This is a genomic window from Caballeronia zhejiangensis (assembly GCF_022879815.1).
GTDB lineage: Bacteria > Pseudomonadota > Gammaproteobacteria > Burkholderiales > Burkholderiaceae > Caballeronia > Caballeronia zhejiangensis.
Map to the genome: position 1 here is coordinate 1280799 of NZ_CP084283.1, position 22219 is coordinate 1303017.

At 63.6% G+C, this 22219-nt stretch carries 18 protein-coding genes; 11 read left to right on the forward strand and 7 right to left on the reverse strand.

Going from position 1 to position 22219, the window contains the following annotated elements:
* Positions 1 to 42: 42 nt before the first annotated feature.
* From alc to ltaE, 5 genes are all read left to right on the forward strand, one after another.
* The gene (alc, locus tag LDZ23_RS06165; RefSeq protein ID WP_244808034.1) at positions 43 to 1053 is read left to right on the forward strand and encodes an allantoicase; all 1011 of its coding nucleotides are present in this window, start codon (positions 43 to 45) and stop codon (positions 1051 to 1053) included.
* The gene (locus tag LDZ23_RS06170) at positions 1053 to 1556 is read left to right on the forward strand and encodes an ureidoglycolate lyase (RefSeq protein WP_033537260.1); all 504 of its coding nucleotides are present in this window, start codon (positions 1053 to 1055) and stop codon (positions 1554 to 1556) included. The genes alc and LDZ23_RS06170 overlap by 1 nt, the downstream gene beginning before the upstream one ends.
* A gap of 222 nt (positions 1557 to 1778) precedes the next feature.
* Entirely contained in the window at positions 1779 to 3491 is a 1713-nt protein-coding gene (locus tag LDZ23_RS06175) for a GMC family oxidoreductase (RefSeq protein WP_034473584.1), read from the forward strand.
* An 18-nt stretch (positions 3492 to 3509) separates the two neighbouring features.
* Positions 3510 to 5444 carry an alkyl/aryl-sulfatase gene (locus LDZ23_RS06180; RefSeq protein ID WP_175980001.1) on the forward strand — a complete coding sequence of 645 codons (1935 nt, stop codon included), beginning with the start codon at positions 3510 to 3512 and terminating at the stop codon, positions 5442 to 5444.
* A 126-nt stretch (positions 5445 to 5570) separates the two neighbouring features.
* Positions 5571 to 6575 carry a low-specificity L-threonine aldolase gene (gene ltaE, locus LDZ23_RS06185; RefSeq protein ID WP_244808035.1) on the forward strand — a complete coding sequence of 335 codons (1005 nt, stop codon included), beginning with the start codon at positions 5571 to 5573 and terminating at the stop codon, positions 6573 to 6575.
* A gap of 65 nt (positions 6576 to 6640) precedes the next feature.
* Here ltaE and LDZ23_RS06190 read toward each other — a convergent pair whose 3' ends face one another.
* Complete coding sequence (locus LDZ23_RS06190; protein ID WP_008350004.1) at positions 6641 to 7834, reverse strand: urate hydroxylase PuuD; 1194 nt, start codon at positions 7832 to 7834, stop codon at positions 6641 to 6643.
* Positions 7835 to 7896: 62 nt separating this feature from the next.
* Complete coding sequence (gene uraH / locus LDZ23_RS06195; protein WP_008350002.1) at positions 7897 to 8250, reverse strand: hydroxyisourate hydrolase; 354 nt, start codon at positions 8248 to 8250, stop codon at positions 7897 to 7899.
* A 463-nt stretch (positions 8251 to 8713) separates the two neighbouring features.
* On the opposite strand from uraH, the gene LDZ23_RS06200 reads away from it, so the two are divergent.
* Positions 8714 to 10084 carry an 8-oxoguanine deaminase gene (locus LDZ23_RS06200; protein ID WP_244808036.1) on the forward strand — a complete coding sequence of 457 codons (1371 nt, stop codon included), beginning with the start codon at positions 8714 to 8716 and terminating at the stop codon, positions 10082 to 10084.
* A 110-nt stretch (positions 10085 to 10194) separates the two neighbouring features.
* Here the strand turns inward: LDZ23_RS06200 and LDZ23_RS06205 are convergent, their stop codons facing one another.
* Positions 10195 to 11127 carry a LysR substrate-binding domain-containing protein gene (locus LDZ23_RS06205; RefSeq protein ID WP_008349998.1) on the reverse strand — a complete coding sequence of 311 codons (933 nt, stop codon included), beginning with the start codon at positions 11125 to 11127 and terminating at the stop codon, positions 10195 to 10197.
* 271 nt (positions 11128 to 11398) lie between these two features.
* Between LDZ23_RS06205 and LDZ23_RS06210 the strand changes: the two genes are divergently transcribed.
* The 4 genes from LDZ23_RS06210 (at position 11399) to LDZ23_RS06225 (ending at position 16231) form a co-directional block, all read left to right on the forward strand.
* The gene (locus tag LDZ23_RS06210; protein WP_034473593.1) at positions 11399 to 12973 is read left to right on the forward strand and encodes an ABC transporter ATP-binding protein; all 1575 of its coding nucleotides are present in this window, start codon (positions 11399 to 11401) and stop codon (positions 12971 to 12973) included.
* Between the two features lie 7 nt (positions 12974 to 12980).
* Entirely contained in the window at positions 12981 to 14087 is a 1107-nt protein-coding gene (locus LDZ23_RS06215; RefSeq protein WP_008349994.1) for an ABC transporter permease, read from the forward strand.
* A gap of 16 nt (positions 14088 to 14103) precedes the next feature.
* Positions 14104 to 15033: an ABC transporter permease gene (locus tag LDZ23_RS06220; protein WP_008349992.1), complete on the forward strand. Its 930-nt coding sequence runs from the start codon at positions 14104 to 14106 to the stop codon at positions 15031 to 15033.
* A gap of 112 nt (positions 15034 to 15145) precedes the next feature.
* On the forward strand, positions 15146 to 16231 hold the full coding sequence (locus tag LDZ23_RS06225; RefSeq protein ID WP_008349990.1) for a BMP family ABC transporter substrate-binding protein: 1086 nt from the start codon (positions 15146 to 15148) through the stop codon (positions 16229 to 16231).
* 85 nt (positions 16232 to 16316) lie between these two features.
* Here the strand turns inward: LDZ23_RS06225 and LDZ23_RS06230 are convergent, their stop codons facing one another.
* The 4 genes from LDZ23_RS06230 to LDZ23_RS06245 form a co-directional block, all read right to left on the reverse strand.
* The gene (locus LDZ23_RS06230) at positions 16317 to 16523 is read right to left on the reverse strand and encodes a dodecin (protein ID WP_008349988.1); all 207 of its coding nucleotides are present in this window, start codon (positions 16521 to 16523) and stop codon (positions 16317 to 16319) included.
* A 235-nt stretch (positions 16524 to 16758) separates the two neighbouring features.
* A complete protein-coding gene (locus LDZ23_RS06235) occupies positions 16759 to 17250 on the reverse strand; it encodes a hypothetical protein (protein ID WP_244808037.1) in 492 nt (163 codons plus the stop codon).
* Positions 17251 to 17571: 321 nt separating this feature from the next.
* Positions 17572 to 18015 carry a large conductance mechanosensitive channel protein MscL gene (mscL, locus tag LDZ23_RS06240; RefSeq protein ID WP_008349984.1) on the reverse strand — a complete coding sequence of 148 codons (444 nt, stop codon included), beginning with the start codon at positions 18013 to 18015 and terminating at the stop codon, positions 17572 to 17574.
* A gap of 164 nt (positions 18016 to 18179) precedes the next feature.
* Positions 18180 to 19565, reverse strand: coding sequence for a DUF2252 domain-containing protein (locus tag LDZ23_RS06245; protein WP_175980003.1), 1386 nt, complete (start codon positions 19563 to 19565; stop codon positions 18180 to 18182).
* 257 nt (positions 19566 to 19822) lie between these two features.
* Here LDZ23_RS06245 and glgX point away from each other — a divergent pair, with 257 nt between their 5' ends.
* On the forward strand, positions 19823 to 22021 hold the full coding sequence (gene glgX, locus LDZ23_RS06250; protein WP_175980004.1) for a glycogen debranching protein GlgX: 2199 nt from the start codon (positions 19823 to 19825) through the stop codon (positions 22019 to 22021).
* Positions 22022 to 22219 lie beyond the last annotated feature (198 nt).

The window sequence follows — 22219 nt, forward strand, 5'->3', positions numbered from 1 at the left end:
CCGCAAACAACCGTAAACGAACGAAAAGAAGGACAGAAACAAATGGCAATCCCGACACTCGATCCCAATGCGCCCGACTTCACGCGCCGCTATGTGAACCTGGCGGACCCGCGTCTGGGCGCGCAGGCACTCGAGGCGAGCGACGATTTCTTCGCGCCGAAGGAACGCATGCTGAATCCCGAGCCGGCGGTGTTCATTCCCGGCAAGTACGACGATCACGGCAAGTGGATGGACGGCTGGGAAACGCGCCGCAAGCGCACGACGGGCTATGACTGGTGCATCGTCAAGCTCGCGCGTCCGGGCGTCATCAAGGGCATCGATGTCGACACGAGCCACTTCACCGGCAACTTCCCGCCGGCGGCGTCGATCGAAGGGGCGCATGTCGCCGACGGCGCACCGAATCAGTCGACGCAATGGACGGAAATCGTCCCGTCGACGACGCTGCAGGGCAACAGCCATCACTATCTCGAAGTCGAGGTCCCGCAGCCGTTCACGCATCTGCGCGTGAACATCTATCCGGATGGCGGCATCGCGCGTCTGCGGGTCTATGGCCAGCCGCAACTCGACTGGAGCAACGCGGACAAGCATGCGCTCGTCGATCTCGCCGCGATGGAAAACGGCGCGTACATGGTCGGCACGAACAATCAGCACTTCGGTCTCGCATCGACCTTGCTGATGCCGGGCCGCGGCGTGAACATGGGAGACGGCTGGGAAACGCGCCGGCGTCGCGAGCCGGGCAACGACTGGTGTATCGTCGCGCTGGCGCAGCCGGGCATCATCAAGAAGGTCGAAGTGGATACCGCGCACTTCAAGGGCAATTTCCCCGACCGCTGCTCGCTTCAGGCGGCATACGTGAAGGGCGGCACGGACAGCTCGCTCGTCACGCAGGCGATGTTCTGGCCGGTGCTGCTCGGCGAACAGAAACTGCAGATGGACAAGCAGCATTTTTTCGAGTCCGAACTCGCCGCGCTCGGCCCGGTGACGCACGTGCGCTTCAATATTTATCCTGACGGCGGCGTGTCGCGTCTTCGTCTCCTCGGAACCCTTGCATGATGAAGAAACTCGCTATCGAACCGTTGACGCGCGCAGCGTTCAAGCCTTATGGCGATGTCATCGAACTCGATGGCGCCAAGCAGATTCCAATCAACCTCGGCACCACGATCCGCTTCCACGATCTGTGCAACGTCGACGTGACGGACGGCGGCGGCCACGCGATCGTCAATCTGTTTCGCGGCCAGCCGCGCACGCTGCCGTTCGAATGCAAGATGATGGAGCGCCATCCGCTCGGCAGCCAGGCGTTCATTCCGCTCGATGACCGGCCGTATCTCGTCGTCGTCGCGCCCGCAGGCGATCTCGACGAATCGAAGATCCGCGCCTTCGTCACGCGCGGCTGGCAGGGTGTGAACTATGCGAAAGGCGTGTGGCATCACCCGCTGCTCGCGCTGGGGAAGGTGAGCGATTACATCGTCGTCGATCGCGGCGGCGGCGAAGGGCACAACCTCAACGAGCAGGATCTGAAGGAATCGCTCTGGCTGACCGAAGACGCGCTGCGATAGGCGCATCGAAAGCAGCACCCGCGCAGTGACGAAAGACCGGAACGCACCTCCGGTCTTTTTTTTCGTCACAGCGCCACCCACACCACCCGATATCGCCGCCTTCCCACCCGAAATCTCCGTTGAACGGGACAGACCCGCCCCTTACCCTTGACGGACGGCTTGCATCCGGCCAGCGTCCGCCTCGGGACCGTCCGGTGCCGCACTAATAAATACGGAGACAGCATGAGCGATTCGGCCAGGAGGCGCGCGAGCGTAAGCGGTAACGATCAGTATGACTACATAGTGGTCGGGGCAGGATCGGCGGGATGCGCGGTCGCGAGCCGCCTTGCCGACCAGCAAGGGGTCACGGTCGCATTGCTGGAGACCGGCCCGGACGATCATCACTACACGGTGTGGGCGCCCGTCGGCGTGGCGAAGCTGGCGGTGAAGGAAAATGTGCGCAACTACGGTTATCACACGCTGCCGCAACCGTCGCTGAACAACCGGGTGTCGTTTCAGCCGCGCGGCCGCGGACTCGGCGGCAGCTCGTCGATCAACGGCATGCTGTATGTCCGCGGTCATCGCAACGATTACGATCGATGGGCGCAACTCGGATGCCGCGGCTGGAGCTACGAAGAAGTCCTTCCGTACTTCCGCAAGGCCGAGTCGAACGGCCGGATCCGCAATGGTCTCGACGACGCCTTCCACGGCGCGCAAGGCCCGCTGCACGTCTGCGATCAGCGCACGCTCAATCCGTTCAGCCAGCGCTTCATCGACGCCGCGTTGCAGGCGGGCATGCGGCTCAATCACGATTTCAACGGACAGCATCAGGAAGGCGTCGGGCTATATCAGGTCACGCAGTACAACGGCGAGCGCTGGAACACGGCGCGCGCGTATCTGCATCGCGGCGACGCAGCCGATGCATCGCTCTGCGGCGGCCGCGACTCGCTCTCGGTGATGACCGGCACGATCGCGCTGCGCATTGAGTTCGACGGCAAGCGGGCGACCGGCGTGCGCGTCGTGCGCGATGGCGTCGAGCGCAGCCTGCGTGCGCGTCGCGAGGTCATCGTGTGCGCGGGCGCGTTCAATTCGCCGCAACTGCTTCTGGCATCGGGAATCGGCCCGGCCGCGCATCTGCGCGAGATGGGTATCGATGTCGTGCACGATCTGCCGGGCGTCGGCGAGAACCTGCAGGATCACATCGACATCACGATCAAGAAGGCCGTGCCGACCGCCGATCTCTACGGCTACTCGTGGCGCAACATCGCGCGCATGATTCCGGAGCTGATGCGCTACAGGCGCGACCGCACAGGCATGTTCGCATCCAACATCATCGAGGCGGGCGGCTTCACGCGCAGCCGCGAAGGGCTCGCGGAACCCGATCTGCAGTTCGCGTTCATTCTCGCGCTCGTGGGCAGCCGTGGCGACGGCGCGGGCAGGAAAGCGCCGCCGGGATACAGCTGTCACGCGACCAACCTGCGTCCGAAAAGCCGTGGCGTGCTTCGCCTCAAGTCGCGCGACATGCGCGATGCGCCGCTCATCGATCCGCGCTATCTGAGCGTGGAATCCGACATGGACAACCTCGTGACCGGCGTGCGGCTCATTCGCCGGATTTTCTCGCAGCCCGCGCTTGCGCAAGCGGGCGGGCGCGAGCTCATGACCGACGATTTCGGCCCCGGCGAGGGCGATGAGCGCGCCATTCGCGCTTACATCCGCCAGCATGCGGACACGCTCTTTCATCCGGTCGGGACATGCAAGATGGGCGTCGATGAACTCGCGGTCGTCGACCCCGACCTGCGCGTGCGCGGCATCGATGGTCTGCGCGTGGCCGACGCCTCGGTCATGCCGACGATCATCGGCGGCAACACGAACGCGCCGACCATCATGATCGCGGAGAAGGCCGCGGATCTCATTCGTGCCGCCGTCTCCACCGAGACGCGCGTCGAGGCAATCTAATTCAGCGGGGAACATCGCATGCAAAACGGTGACACACAGGCGCTGCCGAAACCTTATCCGCCGTCGCTGCCGGCGACCGCGGCGACGCGCGCGGCGCACGAGCGCGCGCTGCACGAACTGCCTCCCGACGATCCCGAGGAGGAAGCGGACGCGCGGCGCGGATTCATCGGCACGGTGCCGGACGCCGAAGTGCGCGGCGCATATGGCCAGCTCGTCTGGAGCCTCGCGGACTACGCCTTTCTGAACGAGCCCGAGGCGCCCGACACCGCGCATCCGTCGCTGTGGCGTCACGCCCGCATCAATTCGCTGCACGGCCTTTTCAAGGTGACGGAGCGCATTTATCAGGTGCGGGGTTTCGACGTCTCGAACGTCACGTTCATCGAGGGCGACAGCGGGCTCATCGTCATCGATCCGCTGACATGCAAGGAAACCGCCGAGGCCGCGCTCGCGCTCTATTGCGCGCATCGGCCGAAGCGTCCGGTCGTGGCCGTCATCTACAGCCATAGCCACGCGGATCATTTCGGCGGCGTGCGCGGCGTCACGAATGACGCGGATGTGCAGGCCGGGCGCACGGCGATCATCGCGCCGGCCGGGTTCATGGAAGAGGCGGTGTCGGAAAACGTGATGGCCGGCCCGGCGATGGCGCGTCGCGCGCAGTTCCAGTTCGGCCACACGCTCGCGCGCAACGCGTGCTGCCAGATCGATGCCGGCATGGGCAAGACCATGCCGCGCGGCACGATCACGCTGATTCCGCCGACGCAGCTCATTCGCGAGCCGCTGGAGACGCATGTCATCGACGGCGTCGAGATCGTTTTCCAGCTGACGCCGGAAAGCGAAGCGCCCGCCGAAATGCATTTTTACTTCCCGCAGGAGCGCGCGCTCAATCTCGCGGAGAACGGCACGCGCTCGCTGCACAATCTGTGTCCGCTGCGCGGCGCGAACGTGCGCAATGCGCAACGCTGGGCGCGCTATCTGGGCGAATCGCTGGAGCGCTTCGGACGCCACGCGGATGTCGTGTTCGCGCAGCACAACTGGCCGACTTGGGGCCGCGAGCGTATCGCCGGATATCTCGAAGCACAGCGCGATCTATACAAGTATCTGCACGATCAGACCGTACGCATGATGAATCGCGGCATGAACGCGGCCGAGATCGCGGAGGTCATGCGCCTTCCCGATTCGCTTCACGCGCTGTGGCACGCGCGCGGCTATTACGGCACGGTGTCGCACAACGTGAAGGCCATCTATCAGCAGTATCTGAGCTGGTACGACGGCAATCCGTCGAATCTGCACGCGCTGCCGCCGGAACTGGCGGCGCCGCGCTACGTCGAGTACATGGGCGGCGCGGATGCCGTGCTCGAACGCGCGCGCCGGGATTTCGGCAAGGGCGAATATCGCTGGGTCGCTCAGGTGATGAATCATCTCGTGTTCGCGCAGCCGCAGTTGCTCGAAGCGCGCGCACTGGGCGCGGCGGCGCTGGAGCAGATGGGCTATCAGGCCGAATCGGCGACGTGGCGCAATGCGTTCCTTCTGGGTGCGCGCGAGTTGCGGGAAGGGCATCGCGCGGCGACGCAGTTCGCGAGCCGCAGCCGCGACATGGTGTGCGCGATCACCGAAGACATGTTCTTCGACTATCTGGCGGTGCGTATCGACGGGCTGAAGGCACAGAATCTGACTGCGCGCTTCGACTGGCGTTTCAGCGATGTCGACAAGCGCTTCTCCGTGAATCTGCAGCACGGCGCGCTGACGTGGTCTGCGCTGCCGTCTGCGTTGCCGCCGCACGCGCAGATCGACATGACGCGCGAGACGCTGAATCTGATCCTCTGCGGCGAAACCGGCTTCGCGGGCGCACTGCGCGAAGGTCAGATCCGCGTCACGGGCGATCTCGACGCGTTCAAGTCGCTGCTCGGCGCGCTCGAACAGGTCGACAACGACTTCAACGTCGTGGAACCGTAAGCGGCGCGTCGTTATCGCGTATCGAAAGGCCGGTGCGGGCGCGCCGGCCTTTCGCGTTTCGGGGCGCGCTCTTTATCGAACGGCTAAGATAGTCGGCCCAGACGAGCCTGAAACAAGGAACCACGCATGATCGATCTTCGCAGCGACACCGTCACCCGTCCCAGTCAGCCGATGCTCGCCGCGATGACCGCGGCCAAAGTCGGCGACGATGTCTGGGGCGACGATCCGACCGTCATCGAATTGCAAGGCAGGCTCGCGGAGCGCACGGGCAAGGAAGCGGGCCTGTTCTTTCCGAGCGGCACGCAGAGCAACCTCGCGGCGTTGATGGCGCATTGCGCGCGCGGCGACGAATACATCGTCGGCCAGCAGGCGCACACGTACAAGTACGAAGGCGGCGGCGCGGCGGTGCTCGGCAGCATCCAGCCGCAGCCGATCGAAAACGCGCCCGACGGCGCCTTGCCGCTCGACAAGATCGCGGCGGCGATCAAGCCGATCGACAATCACTTCGCGCGCACGCGTCTGCTCGCGCTCGAAAACACCATCGGCGGGAAGGTGCTGCCGGCGTCTTATGTCGCGGAGGCGACGCAACTCGCGCGCAGTCGCGGTCTGTCGACGCATCTCGACGGCGCGCGCATATTCAATGCGGCGGTGGCATCGGACAAACCAGTCGGCGAACTGTGCGCGCCGTTCGACTCGGTTTCCGTCTGCTTCTCGAAGGGGCTGGGCGCGCCGGTCGGTTCGGTGCTGGTCGGATCGAAGGCATTGATCGATGTCGCGAGCCGCTGGCGAAAGGTGCTCGGCGGCGGCATGCGCCAGTCGGGCGTGCTGGCGGCGGCGTGTCTGTATGCGCTCGATCATCACGTCGATGGCCTCGTGCAAGACCACGACAACGCCGCGCATCTCGCCGCCGGCCTCGCACAGATCGATGGCATCAAGATTCAGTCGCACGCGACGAACATGGTCTTCGCGCAGATTCCCGAGGCGCATTGCGCGCGGCTCGAAGCCTTTCTGAAGGAGCGCGGCATCCTCACGCAGATGCTCTATGCGTCGCGCTTCGTCACGCATCGCGATGTGTCGCGCGCCGATATCGACACGGTCGTTCGCGCGGTGAAGGATTACTTCGCACGTTGAAGGTCGAATCAAAAATGCCCCGCTTCCGAACGAAGCGGGGCATTTCATTGCGCGCAGCGGCAAGCTTATTCGACAGCGCCGCCTGCAAACCACGCCGCCACCTTCTGACGCTCCGCATCCGTCATTTGCGTGACGTTGCCGAGCGGCATCGCCTTCAGCGTCACGGCCTGCTGATGCACGCGCTGCGCATTCTGCTTGATTTCCGCGGGCGTATCGAGCAGGACGCCGGCGGGTGCGCTGCCCATCATCGTCGGATGCGCGGAGTGGCACGTCGCGCAACGCTGCTGGATGATCGGCTGAATGTCGGAGACCTTGATCGTCGGCGCGCCTGCGGCCTGGGCGACGGGCACCGAAGGTGCGGGCATAGTCCATGCGAACGCGCCGAGCACCAGCACGAGACCCGCGACCGGCATGTACCACAGCACCTGGCCGCGATGGCGCATCACGAAGAACTGGCGAATCAGCGCGCCCGCCAGCATGATGAGCACGAGGATCAGCCAGTTGTACTTGTGCGTGTAGGTCATCGCGTAGTGGTTCGACAGCATCGCGAACACCACCGGCAACGTGAAGTACGTGTTGTGCACGGAGCGCTGCTTGCCGCGCTTGCCGTAGATCGCGTTCGGCGTTTCGCCCTTGAGCATCGCGGCGACCATCTTGCGCTGGCCCGGAATGATGACGAAGAACACGTTCGCCGACATGATCGTCGCGATCATCGCGCCGGTGATCAGATACGCCGCGCGGCCCGCGAACACATGGCACGCGATGAACGCAGCGATCAGCACATAGATGCCGACGCAGATGCCGAGCAGCTTGTCGTTGGTGCCGAGCACGCGGCACAGCGTGTCGTACACGATCCAGCCGGCCATCAGAAAGCCGAGCGCGGCCGATACGGCGACCACCGGACCCATGTCGAGCACGCTCTTGTCGATGAGATACGTGCTCGGCGCCATCAGATACAGCACGAAGAAGAGGCCGAAGCCCGACATCCACGTCGTGTACGACGGCCAGAACGACCAGTGCAGGTTTTCCGGCATGTCCTGCGGCGCGACGGAATACTTCTGCATGTGATAGAAACCGCCGCCGTGAACGTGCCAGAAATCGCCGAACACGCCGCGCCGGCGCGCGTTCGGGTCGGTTGGCGGTTTCAAACTGTTGTCCAGCGCGACGAAATAGAACGATTCGCCGATCCACGCGATCGCGACGATGACGTGCAGACAGCGCAATACGAGATTGAGCCAGTCGGTGACAAAGCCTTCCATGTACTCCTCCACTACCGATTCGTTATGTGCTTGTGGGGTTCAAGCGATGTTTTGGCTGCCGCTCAGCTTCCGCGATAGGTGCTGTACGCCCACGGCGACACGAGCAGCGGAACGTGATAGTGCGACGAAGCATCCGCGATGCCGAAGCGCAGCACGACGCGATCGACGAAGCGCGGCTCGGGCACTTTCACGCCGAGCGCGGCGAAGTAGTCGCCTGCGTGGAACACGAGTTCGTATTCGCCGGTTTCGAAGTCGGCGCCTTCGAGCAGCGGCGCATCGGCGCGGCCGTCGTCGTTCGTGTGGATGGTCTTGATCGCGCGGCGGGCGTCGCCGTTGAGCGCGAACAGCTCGACTTTGAGGTTCGCGCCCGGGCGGCCGTGCGCGGTGTCGAGGACGTGGGTAGTGAGCTTGCCCATTCGCAGTTTCCTTGAGTTGTGCGAGATCCGGCTTTGCGCATCGATCCGAAATTCGGCACCTGATTACTCGAGGTGCGTCTGCGGCGGATCGAGGCTCCACGTCAGTGGCTACATACCCGTCGGCGTTTCAGATGCGCGCCGTGTACAGCATTGTAGGAATTCGAGACGCGCTGTGCGGCCGCGATAGGAAAGATAATGCCTGACGCATGACAGCGTCGCGTAAGCAAGACGCACGCGCTCGGAATCGCTTTTCGCCGATGCTACCCGCGCCAATAATCGGGAATATATTGCCGCCGTGAAGATGACTATGACTGCCGCTTGATTGCGTCCGATTTTTTGGCTGCGGACAGTAGCGGTGCGCGCAATATCCATGGATATTTGCCGCGTCCCGAAGACGGCGGCAGACGCTGGGTAACCGGGGCTTTTCACTGGTTTCCCAACTGTCTCTGGAGAGAGTTAGCTTATGCCACGCAGTCTTCTGGTCAAGAACGCCCACATGCTCGTCACGATGGACGAAGCGCGCCGCGAAATCGCCGATGGCGGCATGTATATCGAGGGCAATCGCATCGTGCAGGTCGGGCCGACGAGCGAACTTCCGCAATCCGCCGACGACGTACTCGACATGCGCGGTCATCTCGTGATTCCGGGCCTCGTCAACACGCACCATCACATGTATCAGAGCCTCACGCGCGCGATTCCCGCCGCGCAGAACGCCGAGCTTTTCGGCTGGCTCACGAATCTCTACAGGATCTGGGCGCATCTGACGCCCGAAATGATCCATGTCTCGACCCAGACCGCGATGGCCGAACTGCTGCTGTCCGGTTGCACGACGTCGAGCGATCACTTGTATATCTATCCGAACGGCAGCCGGCTCGACGACAGCATCGCGGCGGCGCGCGAGATCGGCATGCGGTTTCACGCGGCGCGCGGGAGCATGAGCGTCGGACAAAAGGATGGCGGCTTGCCGCCCGATTCGGTCGTCGAAAAGGAGGATGCGATTCTGAAGGATTCGCAACGCCTGATCGAGACGTATCACGGCGAAGGCCGTTACGCGATGCTGCGCGTGGTCGTCGCGCCTTGTTCGCCGTTTTCGGTGAGCCGCGAATTGATGCGCGATGCGGCGCTGCTCGCGCGCGAATACGGCGTGTCGCTGCACACGCATCTGGCCGAGAACGTGAACGATGTCGCGTATAGCCGCGAGAAATTCGGCATGACGCCGGCGGAATATGCGGAGGATCTCGGCTGGGTCGGGCATGACGTGTGGCACGCGCACTGCGTGCAGCTCGACAAGGCGGGCATCGAGCTTTTTGCGCGCACAGGGACGGGTGTCGCGCATTGCCCGTGCTCGAACATGCGGCTCGCGTCCGGGATCGCGCCGATTCGCGCGATGCGCGATGCGGGCGTGCCGGTGGGTATCGGCGTGGATGGGTCGGCGTCGAACGATGGCGCGCAGATGGTCGCGGAAGTGCGGCAGGCTTTGCTCTTGCAACGCGTTGGGTTCGGGCCGGATGCGATGACTGCGCGTGAGGCGCTGGAAATTGCGACGCTCGGGGGCGCGAGGGTGCTCAATCGCGATGATATCGGGGCGCTTGCGCCGGGCATGGCGGCGGATTTTGTGTCCTTCGACCTCTCGCAGGTCGCGTTTGCCGGGGGGCTTTCTGATCCTGTCGCTGCGTTGGTGTTCTGTGCTCCGTCGCAGGTGTCGACCAGTGTTATCGACGGGAAGATCGTGGTGAAGGATGGGGTGCTTGCGACGGTGGATCTAGGCGCGGTCGTGGAGCGCCACAATCGTCTGGCGCGGGACTTGGTTCAGGCTGCTTCTTCGGGCTCTTGATCTTTCTTGGGGGCGTTGCGTGAAACCTGTGTTCGCGTCGGTCTTTTCGCACCGGGGCAACGCTAATAGACCGACGCGAACACAGGTTTCACGAACGAGCAAGGAAAGCGTTAAGGCTGATCGATCAACGACCGCGTCGCCTCGGCGACGAGCCCCCGCAACCATCGCACTTCATCCGAATAATGACACCGCTCATGCCACAACTGGTAATACTGCATCGGCGGAAAATCGAGCGGCGCGGGCACGACTGCCAGCGGCAAGAACCGCGCGTAATGGTCCGCGAACAGCCGCGTCGTCGTAAACACGAGATCCGACTTGATCAACACGTAAGGCGCGAGATTGAAGTACGGCAACGTAACGACGACATGACGCTTCAACCGTTCCCGCGCGAGATGCACGTCGATCGCGCCGCGCTGCCCGACGGAATAGGGCGTCGGCGCGAGATGCGGCGCGTTCAGGTACTGATCGAGCGTAAGCCCGCCGCGCTTCGCGAAAGGATGCGTATTGCTGACGAGACACACGATCTTGTCGACGAACAGATTCGAAAGATGCAACTGCTCGGGCGGCTCCGGCCAGTTGCCGACGACGATATCGAGTTTGCCGTCCTCCAGCGCGAGTTCGTAATCGAACGCCGGACCGAGCGAATGAAATTCGAGCGTGGCGTTGGGCGCGGCCTGCCTGAAGCGCTCGACGACAGTCGGCACGAACAGCACGTTCAGATAATCCGGACAGCCGATCCGATAGCACCGCACCGAAGTGGACGGGTCGAAATTATGCTGCTGAACCTTGATGCGCTCGATTTCACGCAGCGCGTTCTGCGTCGGTTCGAGCAGGCGCAGGCCATATTCGGTCGGCACCATGCCGGACTTGCCGCGCACGAGAAGCGGGTCGCCGGTGATGTCGCGCAAGCGCCGCAAGGCAGCGCTGATGGCGGGTTGCGACTGATTGAGCTTGACGGCCGCACGCGTCACGCTGCGTTCCATCAGGAGGGTATGCAAGACGCGCAATAAGTAAGTATCGATCGCCTCGCGTTGCTGACTCATGTTATCTCCACTATATGTTCTGGCTGATCGACGCAGGGGTGCGACATATCGTTTTTAATATGTTGCAAAAAATTCGTCAAGATGTGAGTTACCCGCGATGCCTGGGTTTGCGGGGCGCAACACATAATTTTGAGTTATCGACTTAGCGTCTCGAATTCTGTAAATTCTGCCCGCGATATGAGTTCGTGCGACATCACGCTGTCTTGCGCTCTCGAGCGGTAACTTTTTCCAGCCCGGCCTGCTCGGTGGCCGGGCGCATCTCTGGATCTCAATGGGCGACGCCATCTCCACGTCGACGACGCCACCGCGCCTGGCGTTGTCCGGTATCAGCAAGCAGTATCCGTCGGTCAAGGCGAACGACGGCGTGAATCTCGTCGTCATGCCGGGCGAAATCCACGCCGTGCTCGGCGAGAACGGCGCGGGCAAATCCACGCTGATGAAAATCATCTACGGCGCGGTGCGCCCGGATGAAGGCGAGATCCGCTGGCAGGGCGAGGCGGTCGAGATCGGCAGCCCGGCCGCCGCGCGCAAGCTCGGCATCGGCATGGTCTTTCAGCACTTTTCGCTGTTCGAGACGCTGACCGTCGCCGAAAACATCGCGCTCGCGCTCGACGAAAAGTTCGACATGAAGGCGCTCGGCAAGCGCATCCGCGATGTGTCGAAGGACTATGGCCTCGATGTCGATCCGCAGCGCCACGTCCACAGCCTGACCGTCGGCGAACGGCAGCGCGTCGAGATCGTGCGATGCCTCCTGCAGAATCCGCGGCTGCTCATCATGGACGAGCCGACGTCCGTCCTTACGCCGCAAGCCGTGCAGAAGCTTTTCAAGGTGCTGCGCCGCCTCGCGTCCGAGGGCTGCAGCATTCTCTATATCAGTCACAAGCTCGACGAAATACAGTCGCTGTGCGAAAACGCCACCGTGATGCGCGGCGGTCGCGTGACCGGCAACGTCGATCCGCGCAAGGAGACGCATGCGTCGCTCGCGCAACTGATGGTGGGCCATTCGCTGCCCGACTACACGCGCCGCGAACACAATCCCGGCGACGTGCGCCTTGCGGTGAAAAATCTGTCGGTCGCGAGTCCGGACCCGTTCGGCACGTCGCTCGACAACGTCTCGTTCGGGGTGCACGCGGGCGAGATTTTCGGGATCGCGGGCGTGTCGGGGAACGGACAGGCGGAGTTGCTCGCGGCGCTGTCGGGCGAAATCCGCGATAAACACGTCGCCGCCGATGCCGTGTCGATCTGCGGCAAGCCCGCCGCGCGTCTCACCGCGGGCGGCCGCCGGCGGCTCGGCTTCGCGTTCGTGCCGGAGGAGCGGCTCGGCCGCGGCGCGGTCCCGGCGATGTCGCTCGCCGATAACGGCCTGCTCACCGCGCATCGCGAAAACATGGTGCGCGGCGGCTGGATCAAGGCGGGCACGGTCAAGGCATTCGCGGAACGCTGCATCAAGTCGTTCGACGTGCGTTGCGGCGGCAGCGATGCGCTCGCGCAAAGTCTCTCCGGCGGCAACTTGCAGAAATTCATCGTCGGACGCGAGATTCTTCAGGAGCCGAAAGTGCTCGTGGTCGCGCAGCCGACTTGGGGCGTCGATGTCGGCGCGGCGGGTTTCATCCGCCAGCAACTGCTCGATCTGTCCGCGCGCGGCGTCGCGATTCTCGTGATTTCGGAAGAACTGGAAGAACTCTTCGATATCTGCGACCGGCTCGCCGTCATCGCGCGCGGCAAGCTCTCGCCGGTGCGCAAGACGAGCGAAACCAATGCGGAGGAGATCGGCCTCTTCATGGCCGGCCTCTTCGAAGGCAAGCCCGCGTCCGCCGTCGAATCCGACTCTCTTCAGAAGCACTAAAAGAACGATGATCTTCCCTTATCGACTCGAAGCGCGTCCGGCGCCCTCGCGCGTCATGCAGCTCGCGGTGCCGGTGGTCGCCGCCGTGGCGACGCTCGTCATCGGCTTTCTGATTTTCAGCCTCGTCGGACAGGATCCGCTGCGCGCGATGCATGCGTTCTTCATCGAGCCGCTCTCCAGCATCAACGGCTGGTCGGAGCTCGTGCTCAAGGCGTCGCCGCTGTGCCTGATCGGGCTCGGACTCGCGGTCGGCTATCGCGCGAACGTGTGGAACATCGGCGCGGAAGGGCAGATGCTGCTCGGCGGCATCGTCGCGGGCGGCATCGCCGTCCATGTCGGCGATGCTTCCGGCTGGTGGACGCTGCCGCTGATGATGGTGGGCGGCATCGTCGGCGGAATGGTGTGGGCGGGCATTCCCGCGCTGCTCAAGAGCCGCTTCAACACGAACGAAATCCTGACGAGCCTGATGCTCACCTACGTCGCGACGCAGTTGCTCATCTATCTCGTGAGCGGTCCGTGGCGCGATCCGGAAGGCATGAACTTCCCGATCTCGGCGATGTTCGGCGACGACGCGCTCTTCCCGCGTCTCTACGGCGACTGGCACTGGACATGGCTGAAGGGCACGCGCATCAACGCGTCGGTGTTTCTGACGGCGATCGCGATTCCCTGCGTGTGGCTCTTCATGCGCAAGAGCTTCGCGGGCTTCCGGATGAACGTAGGCGGTCTCGCGCCGCTCGCCGCGCGCTACGCCGGGTTCTCCGACAAGAAGACGATCTGGACCTCGCTCCTGCTTTCCGGCGGCCTCGCGGGTCTCGCGGGCATGGGCGAAGTGGCCGGTCCGATCGGCCAGCTTCAGGCGGGCTGGTCGCCGGGCTACGGCTTCACGGCGATCATCGTCGTGTTCGTGGGGCGTCTGCATCCGGTCGGCATCGTGCTCGCCAGTCTGCTGATGGCGCTGCTTTATCTCGGCGGCGAAGCGGTGCAGACGTCGCTGCAATTGCCGCAGGCGCTCGCGGGCGTGTTTCAGGGCTTGCTGCTGTTCTGCCTGCTCGGTTGCGATCTGTTCGTGAATTTCCGCATCAAGCGCAGGACGCCTGCACATCACGCCGCTTAACGAGGTCGAGAGAAACATGGACATCAATCAAGCCAGCAATCTCGCTTCGAGCGCCGTGATCGCCGCCATCCCGCTGATGTACGCGGGCGCGGGCGAACTCGTCGCGGAAAAATCCGGCGTACTGAATCTCGGCGTCGAAGGCATGATGCTGATGGGCGCCGTCACCGGCTACGCCGTCACCGCGATCACGGGCAGCCCGTGGCTCGGCATCGTCGCGTCGGTGTTCGCCGGGCTCGCGATGGCGCTGCTCTTCGGCTTTCTCACCATCACGATGCTCGCGAATCAGGTCGCGACGGGCCTCTCGCTGACCATCTTCGGCATCGGCTTTTCGGCGTATGTCGGCAAGCCCTATACGTCGGCGGCGGTGCGCTCGACCATCGACGTGATGCCGATTCCCGGGCTGTCGAGCATTCCGGTGCTCGGCCCGGCGATCTTCTCGCTCACGCCGCTCGGCTATCTCGCGTTCATCATGTTCGCGGTGATCGGCTGGTTCCTCTACAAGACGCGGGCGGGGCTCGTGCTGCGCTCGGTCGGCGAATCGCCGGCGGTCGCGCATTCGGTCGGCTTTCCGGTCGTCGGCGTGCGCTACGGCGCGACGCTCTTCGGCGGCGCGATGGCCGGCATCGCGGGCGGCTATTACTCGATCGTCTATCTGCACGTCTGGCAGGAGCAACTGACGTCGGGGCGCGGCTGGATCGCGCTCGCGCTCGTCGTGTTCGCGACGTGGCGCCCGGGCCGGCTGCTCATCGGCGCGTTGCTGTTCGGCGCGGTGATGGCGCTGCAGTTCTACGCGCAGGCGATCGGCGTCCCGGTACCGACGCAATTTCTCGCGATGCTGCCGTATATCGCGACGATCGTCGTGCTCGTGCTCATCTCGCGTAACCCGAACACGATCAGGCTCAACGCGCCCGCATCGCTCGGCAAGCCGTTCTTCGCGGCGAGTTGATGCCGCTGTTGTTCGCGCGCAGCATCGCGGTTCCGTTCTCATTTTTGACCGACCACACTGATGCGGGCCAAAGCAATTCGTTTGACACACAACATCGACCAGGAGAATCACAATGAATAAACCATGGCTGAAGGCGATCACCGCTACGGTCGCACTGTCCGCCACCGTCGCGGCCTTGAGCGCGCAGGCGGCGGATGCGCCGGGCGTCGCGTTCGTCTATCTCGGCAATCCGGGCGATGCAGGCTGGACCTTCGCGCACGACGCCGGCAGCAAGGAGGCCGAAGCGAAGTACGGCAGCAAGATCAAGATCACGCGCGTCGAGAACGTGCCGGAATCGGCGGACTCGGAACGCGTGTTCCGCGATCTCGCGAACAAGGGCAACAAGGTCATCTTCGCGACGAGCTTCGGCTATCAGGATTTCGCGCTGAAGGTCGCGAAGGATTTTCCGGACACCATTTTCCTGACGGCCACCGGCTTCAAGAAGGCGAAGAACTTCGGCACGTATGACGTGCGCATGTATCAGGGCGCGTATCTCGCGGGCGTCGCCGCGGGCTACGTGACGAAGACGAACACGCTCGGCTTCGTCGCGTCGGTGCCGATCCCGGAAGTGGTGCGCAACATCAACGCGTACACAATGGGCGCGCGCTCCGTGAACCCGAAGGTCCACACGAAGGTCATCTGGATCAATAGCTGGTTCGATCCGGGCAAGGAAAAGCAGGCAGCCGAAACGCTGATCGGCCAGGGTGCCGACGTCCTGCTGCAGAACACCGATTCGAACGCGACGCTCAACACCGCCGCCGAGAAGAAGGTCTTCGCGTTCGGCTGGGATTCGAACATGAAGAAGTTCGGCCCGAGCGCGCATTTGGGCTCGGTCGTCGCGCATTGGGGCGTGTATTACAACGACGTGATCCAGAAGGTGATCGACGGCAAGTGGAAGAACGATCCGGTATGGCTCGGCATTCCGCAGAAGGCCGTGGATCTCGAAGACCTGAATACCGGCGCGATTCCCGCGAAGGCAGTGCAGGCGATCTCCGCGAAGCGTGACGAGTTGCACGCAGGCAAGTGGGATGTGTTCAGCGGTCCGATCAAGGATCAGTCGGGCGCGGAGAAGGTGCCGGCCGGCAAGACGCTGACCGACCCGGAACTGCAGCGCATCAACTGGTACGTCGAAGGCGTGGACGGCTCGCTGCCGAAGTAAGCGCGCATCGTTCGCTCGCCGCAATGTAAAACCGCGCTTCGTTGCAAAACGAAGCGCGGTTTTTTCATGCGATGAGCCACGCGCATCAATCGATACGCAGTCCCACCTTGATCGTCACCTGCCAGTGCAGGATCTTGCCGTCCTCGATGTGCCCGCGCGTTTCCACCACTTCGAACCAGTGCATGTTGCGCAGCGTTTTCGACGCCTTCTCGAGCGCGACGCGCACGGCGTCATCGCTCGATTGCGGCGACGAGCCGGTCAGTTCGATCTGCTTGTAGACGTGTTCCGACATGGTGTTCTCCTTGTAGTGTGGTGGATCGGTCAGAGCGATGCGACGCGTGGCGTCGCAAGATGCTTCGAATACCGATGCAGCAAGGCACGCGCCATCACGCTTTCGCGCGTGGCTTCCATTAAAGGACAGGAACGCGTGCGGGAGTAGTCGGGGTTTGCGCGAAGCGCGCTCGGCGCACGAGCCTCGTCAGCGAGGCCCGCGTGCATCGGCAGAAACCAGGGAGGTCCGCGCAGGATCAGCGCAGCGGTCGCGAAGCGGCGTCGCCTGCGTCCTGACGGCGCGTGCCGCGACGCCTGCGCGCCGAAGCCGTCGCGCCGAATTCGCTCAGGATCTGGGCGCGGGCGCGGCTCGCGAATACAAGGAAACCGAAACCGTTTCCCTCGTACCAGTAACCGCCGTTCTCGAGTCCGTCGAGCGGCTGTTCGAGCGCGTTGGTGATGGATTCGACACAACGCCTGTGCAGCTCGTCGATCGCCGGGTAGGGCGGCTGGGCGCCTCGCACGCTGCACAGAAGGACATCGAGTCCCGGCAACACATGTGCGTACAGCACCGGTTCATCCTGGGCGCGAGCCCTGGCGATCTTGGTGTCTAGCTGACCAAATGGCTTGAAATGCCGAAGCACGGCGAGAAAAGACTCGTCGCCATCAGCCTTCACGCGCTTACGCTTTTTCGGGAAGGACATAAAAACTCGCCTGAAAAAGAATTGCAAGAAACGCAGCGTCCTCATGCGGCCACTCCCGTCTTGCGCGCCGCACGTCGATCTTTTATAGCGCATCGATGTGATTAGGTCACGGTGAATCGGGCCATTCGTTTTTAGCAACGGCAAGAGCCGCTGCTCCTTCCTGGCGCACGATTCGTGCCGACGACCGTTTGGCGGCCCGCTTGGCTTCCCTCAGAGCATCTATCTCAATAATAGTCCTGCTGCACCCCACGCGAACAGCTTTCATGAAGAAAAAAGCGGGTGGGCGCACCAAGGGGTAGGGTGGCCAATCAGGCAGACCCGCCCGCGCCGTGCGGGTTCCGCTGCGATGCGAGCGGGTTTGCCCGGCTAGACGCGCGGTGCGTTCTTGAGTTCGTCGCGAATCTCGCGCAGCAGCAGCACGTCTTCGGGCGTCGCGGGCGGCGGCGCGGCTTCGGCCGGCTTGCGCAGATTGTTGATGAACTTGACCATCAGAAAGATGATGAACGCGAGAATGATGAAGTTGATCAGCGTGGTGATGAACGAGCCATAGCCGAATACGGCGACGCCCGCGGTCTGCAAGTCCTTGTACGAATCGGGATTGCCTTTGAACGTTGGCGGTATCGGCCCGAGCCGGACGAACAGGTTCGAAAAGTCCAGGCCGCCGGTGGCGAGGCCGACCACCGGCATGATCAGATCTTTGACGACGGAATTGACGATCGTCGAGAATGCGCCGCCGATGATGACGCCGACCGCGAGGTCCATGACGTTGCCCTTCAGGGCGAAGTTCTTGAATTCTTCGATCATGCTCATGCGCGGCTTCCTCCAGTGTGCGTTAGACGGTTGTGCGGGCCAAGGCGGCAGCAAGGGCTATGCCGTTGGAACCCGCGCGAAACGCCGGGCGCGGCGCGTTTCGTTGCGGGCACCGACAATGATAGTCAATTCGATTGCGGCTCGCGCGGGGCGCCGGAATTCGCTCAGGCCGACGGCACGCGCCCCACGCTGATCGCCGCGCAAAAAGCCGCGTGATCCGCGACCGTCTGCGCGCCATAGCGCTCGGCCCACATCGCGTAGGCGGCGTCGAGCCGGTCGGAGTTGCCGCAATACCCGGCGATGAGCGCGGCATCGCCGGTGCGCGCGTGGGCGCGGGCGAGCAGGAGGCCGAGGCACCACGCGTAAAAGTCGAAGGTCGCGCCGTGCAGCCAGTCGACGGGAATCGAGCCGCGGATCTGCTTCATCTGGCGCACGTAGAAGTCGCGGCCGGAAATGGTCGTCCAGCCGAGCAGCGCATCCGATGAACTCTGCATCAGACGCTGACCGTGCACGACCCGCCGTCCCTGATGGCGATACGGCTCCGGGAGCGGCGGCACGAACGGCGCGGCGGCCGGCACGATGCCTTCCTTCACCTGAATGAAGAGCGGATCGCCGAGCGCGCGGCCGAGCATCAGCACGAGATACGCGCGCGTGCCGACGCTGCCCACGCCGACGACGCGATGCGCGACATCCACGACGTCGTAGCGTTCGAGCATCATGCGCCATTCGCCGGCGAGCGTTTCCAGATAAGCCTTCAGGCCATCGATCACATGATTTTTCTCGGCGGCGTCGAGCGCGGTCAGGATCGGCGGATCGGCCTTGAAGCGATAGCTTTTGCCGACGGGCTCCGCGACTTTCGCGAGCATCGTCGCGTGCGAGCGCTTCATCGCGCGTTCAACGGTTTTCTCTATGGTCGCCTTCTCGTCGGAATCGAGCTTCGTGGGCGCGTCCATGTGCAGCGCGCTCGCGTAGGAGCGCATCTGCCAGAGATCGTAGGGGCTTACTTGCCAGAGTCCGGCCATCGTCGTGCGATACGCGGCGCATGCCGAACGCACGGCGCTTTCGCGCCCGGCGGCATCGACGCCATTTTCGCGCGCCGCGACGTTGATGCTCGCGGTCAGACGCTTCAAGTCCCATTCCCACGGGCCGACGAGCGTTTCGTCGAAATCGTTCAGATCGAACACGACGTCCTGGCGCGGCGTGCGAAAAAGGCCGAAATTATTGACGTGCGCGTCGCCGTCGATGATGACGTTGTGGCCGATCGAAGGCGACTTCGCCAGATCCCACGCCATCACCGTCGCGGAGCCGCGCAGGAACGCGAACGGCGACTCGGCCATGCGTTGCATCCGCAGCGGAATGAGCCGCTCCTGCCGGCCCGCGTTGCCCGCGAGCACGCGTTCGACGGGATCGGGCCGGTCCGGCTCGGGCGACCAGGCGCCGTGCGCGTCGAACGGAACCGCGTCGCGCAGTGAACGGCCCATGGCGCGGCTTTGCTCGGCCGCGCCGTTGATGGGTGTATTCGTCGAAGCGGAACCAGGGCGGGTGGACAAGGCGCGTTCTCCTTCGGCGATAAAAGGGCGTGTCGAGCGTTCGTCGAACGCAGAGCATTCGGCGCTCCCGGCGGGAAGGTTTTACACGCGCAGCGCATGACGCGGGTGCGTCTCGATGGCGCGAACCGCATGAAGCAAGCTGCACGCCGGGCCGGGCCACGGGCACGGGATATGCTCTTTACGATCGGCTTGAAGCCGCGCAATGCCAACGCACGATCCCGACGCACTTCGCGTCAATCTTTCGAACACATCATCTCATGCCCAACGAAATCCGCATTGCCGAAGGCTCCCCGTTTCCGCTCGGCGCAACCTGGGACGGACAGGGCGTGAATTTCGCGCTGTTTTCCGCGAACGCGACCAAAGTCGAGCTGTGTCTCTTCGATGAGAAGGGCGAAAAGGAAACGCAGCGCATCGAACTGCCCGAATACACCGATGAAGTCTGGCACGTCTACGTTCACGGCCTGCAACCCGGCGCGGTCTATGGCTATCGCGTGCATGGACCGTACGAGCCCGAAGCCGGACATCGCTTCAATCCCAACAAGCTGCTGCTCGATCCGTACGCGAAGGCGCACGTCGGCGAACTGAAGTGGGACCCGGCCGTGTTCGGCTATACGCTCAACGCCGAAGGCGACGATCTCACCTTCGACGAACGCGACAGCGCGCCCTTCATGCAGAAGTGCCAGGTCGTCGATCAGGACTTCTCGTGGACGCATGCGACGCGCGTGCGCGTGCCGTGGGAGCACACGATCTTCTACGAGACGCACGTGCGCGGCTACACGAAGCTGCATCCGGCGATTCCGGAGCACATGCGCGGCACTTTCGAGGGGCTCGGACAGAAGGAAGTGGTCGATTACATCAAGAGCCTGGGCGTGACGTCGGTCGAGCTTTTGCCGATCCACGCGTTCGTCAATGACAGTTATCTGCTCGACAAGGGCCTCACGAATTACTGGGGTTACAACACGATCGGCTTCTTCGCCGCCGATCCGCGCTACTTCGCGCGCGGGCCGGGCGTCGTCGCCGAGTTCAAGGAAATGGTCGACCGGCTGCACGAGGCCGGCCTCGAAGTGATCCTCGACGTCGTGTACAACCACACCGCCGAAGGCAACGAACGCGGGCCGACGCTGTCGTTTCGCGGCATCGACAATGCGTCGTACTACCGGCTGATGCCCGAGGAATCGCGCTATTACATCAACGATACCGGCACCGGCAATACGCTCAACCTGTCGCATCCGCGCGTCCTGCAGATGGTCACCGACAGCCTGCGCTACTGGGTGACGGAGATGAACGTCGATGGCTTTCGCTTCGATCTCGCGACGATTCTCGGCCGCGAGCCCTACGGCTTCGACGAGGGCGGCGGCTTCCTCGACAGTTGCCGGCAAGACCCGATTCTCTCGAGCGTGAAGCTCATCGCGGAACCGTGGGATTGCGGTCCGGGCGGCTATCAGGTGGGCGGCTTTCCGCCGGGCTGGGCGGAATGGAACGATCGTTACCGGGACACCGTGCGCGAATTCTGGAAGGGCGACGAAGGCGTGTCGCCTGAGCTCGGCAAGCGCATCACCGCATCGGGCGACAAGTTCAACAAGCGCGGGCGCCGTCCGTGGGCGAGCGTGAACTTCATCACCGCGCACGACGGCTTCACGCTGAACGATCTCGTCTCGTACAACGAGAAGCACAACGAGGCGAACGGCGAGGACAACAAGGACGGCCATTCGGACAACAAATCGTGGAACTGCGGCGTCGAAGGTCCGACCGACGACCCCGAGATCCGCGCGCTGCGCGAGCGCCAGAAGCGCAACATGCTCGCGACGCTGCTGTTTTCGCAAGGCACGCCGATGCTGCTCGCCGGCGACGAATTCGGCCGCACGCAGAAGGGCAACAACAACGCGTATTGCCAGGACAACGACATCAGCTGGGTGAACTGGGACATCGACGACGATGGCCGCGCGCTCACCGAATTCGTGCGCAAGCTGACGACGCTGCGTCACACGCTGCCGGTGCTCAGGCGCCAGCGCTTTCTGACCGGCGAATACAACGAGGACCTGCAGGTCGCCGACGTCCGGTGGCTCGGCACGACCGGCGACGAACTCACGCAGGAGCAATGGGACGATCCGAACATGCGCTGCTTCGGCGTGGTGATGGACGGGCGCGCGCAGGCGACGGGCATCCGCAAGCCGGCATCGGATGCGACGCTGCTGCTCATCGTCAACGCGTATCACGACGTGGTCGATTTCACGCTGCCCGACATTCCGGGCCCCGACGAGTGGATTTGTCTCATCGACACCAACGCGCCGATTCGCGAGGAATTGCCGGAGTTCGGCGCGGACGATGTGTATCAGGTGACGGGCCGCTCGCTGCTCTTGTTTGCGCTTCAGCCGCGCGGCGCGACCAAGCGCATTTTCAAGCGGCTGGAAGAAGCGCTGACGGACGAAGTCCCGCCTGAAGGCGAGCCGAGTTGAGGCTCGTGTCGGCGGGGTCCGGCGCGCGAGCGGTTATCATCTGGTTTTTGCGATAGCGACAGAAGGCGGCGGGAGCCGCCTTCTTTTTTCCACGATGGCCGTATCTTTCACGCATGAACGCGCGCCTCTTCAAGGCCGCGTGGCGCCGACGGCATGATCCTGCATGCCATCCTGCGCGTCGCGAGCTGGGATCAGCTC

Coding starts and splice junctions, on each gene's coding strand:
- alc (WP_244808034.1), top strand. CDS start 43: ATGGCAATCCCGACACTCGATCCCAATGCGCCCGACTTCACGCGCCGC.
- LDZ23_RS06170 (WP_033537260.1), top strand. CDS start 1,053: ATGAAGAAACTCGCTATCGAACCGTTGACGCGCGCAGCGTTCAAGCCT.
- LDZ23_RS06175 (WP_034473584.1), top strand. CDS start 1,779: ATGAGCGATTCGGCCAGGAGGCGCGCGAGCGTAAGCGGTAACGATCAG.
- LDZ23_RS06180 (WP_175980001.1), top strand. CDS start 3,510: ATGCAAAACGGTGACACACAGGCGCTGCCGAAACCTTATCCGCCGTCG.
- ltaE (WP_244808035.1), top strand. CDS start 5,571: ATGATCGATCTTCGCAGCGACACCGTCACCCGTCCCAGTCAGCCGATG.
- LDZ23_RS06190 (WP_008350004.1), bottom strand. CDS start 7,834: ATGGAAGGCTTTGTCACCGACTGGCTCAATCTCGTATTGCGCTGTCTG.
- uraH (WP_008350002.1), bottom strand. CDS start 8,250: ATGGGCAAGCTCACTACCCACGTCCTCGACACCGCGCACGGCCGCCCG.
- LDZ23_RS06200 (WP_244808036.1), top strand. CDS start 8,714: ATGCCACGCAGTCTTCTGGTCAAGAACGCCCACATGCTCGTCACGATG.
- LDZ23_RS06205 (WP_008349998.1), bottom strand. CDS start 11,127: ATGAGTCAGCAACGCGAGGCGATCGATACTTACTTATTGCGCGTCTTG.
- LDZ23_RS06210 (WP_034473593.1), top strand. CDS start 11,399: ATGGGCGACGCCATCTCCACGTCGACGACGCCACCGCGCCTGGCGTTG.
- LDZ23_RS06215 (WP_008349994.1), top strand. CDS start 12,981: ATGATCTTCCCTTATCGACTCGAAGCGCGTCCGGCGCCCTCGCGCGTC.
- LDZ23_RS06220 (WP_008349992.1), top strand. CDS start 14,104: ATGGACATCAATCAAGCCAGCAATCTCGCTTCGAGCGCCGTGATCGCC.
- LDZ23_RS06225 (WP_008349990.1), top strand. CDS start 15,146: ATGAATAAACCATGGCTGAAGGCGATCACCGCTACGGTCGCACTGTCC.
- LDZ23_RS06230 (WP_008349988.1), bottom strand. CDS start 16,523: ATGTCGGAACACGTCTACAAGCAGATCGAACTGACCGGCTCGTCGCCG.
- LDZ23_RS06235 (WP_244808037.1), bottom strand. CDS start 17,250: ATGAGGACGCTGCGTTTCTTGCAATTCTTTTTCAGGCGAGTTTTTATG.
- mscL (WP_008349984.1), bottom strand. CDS start 18,015: ATGAGCATGATCGAAGAATTCAAGAACTTCGCCCTGAAGGGCAACGTC.
- glgX (WP_175980004.1), top strand. CDS start 19,823: ATGCCCAACGAAATCCGCATTGCCGAAGGCTCCCCGTTTCCGCTCGGC.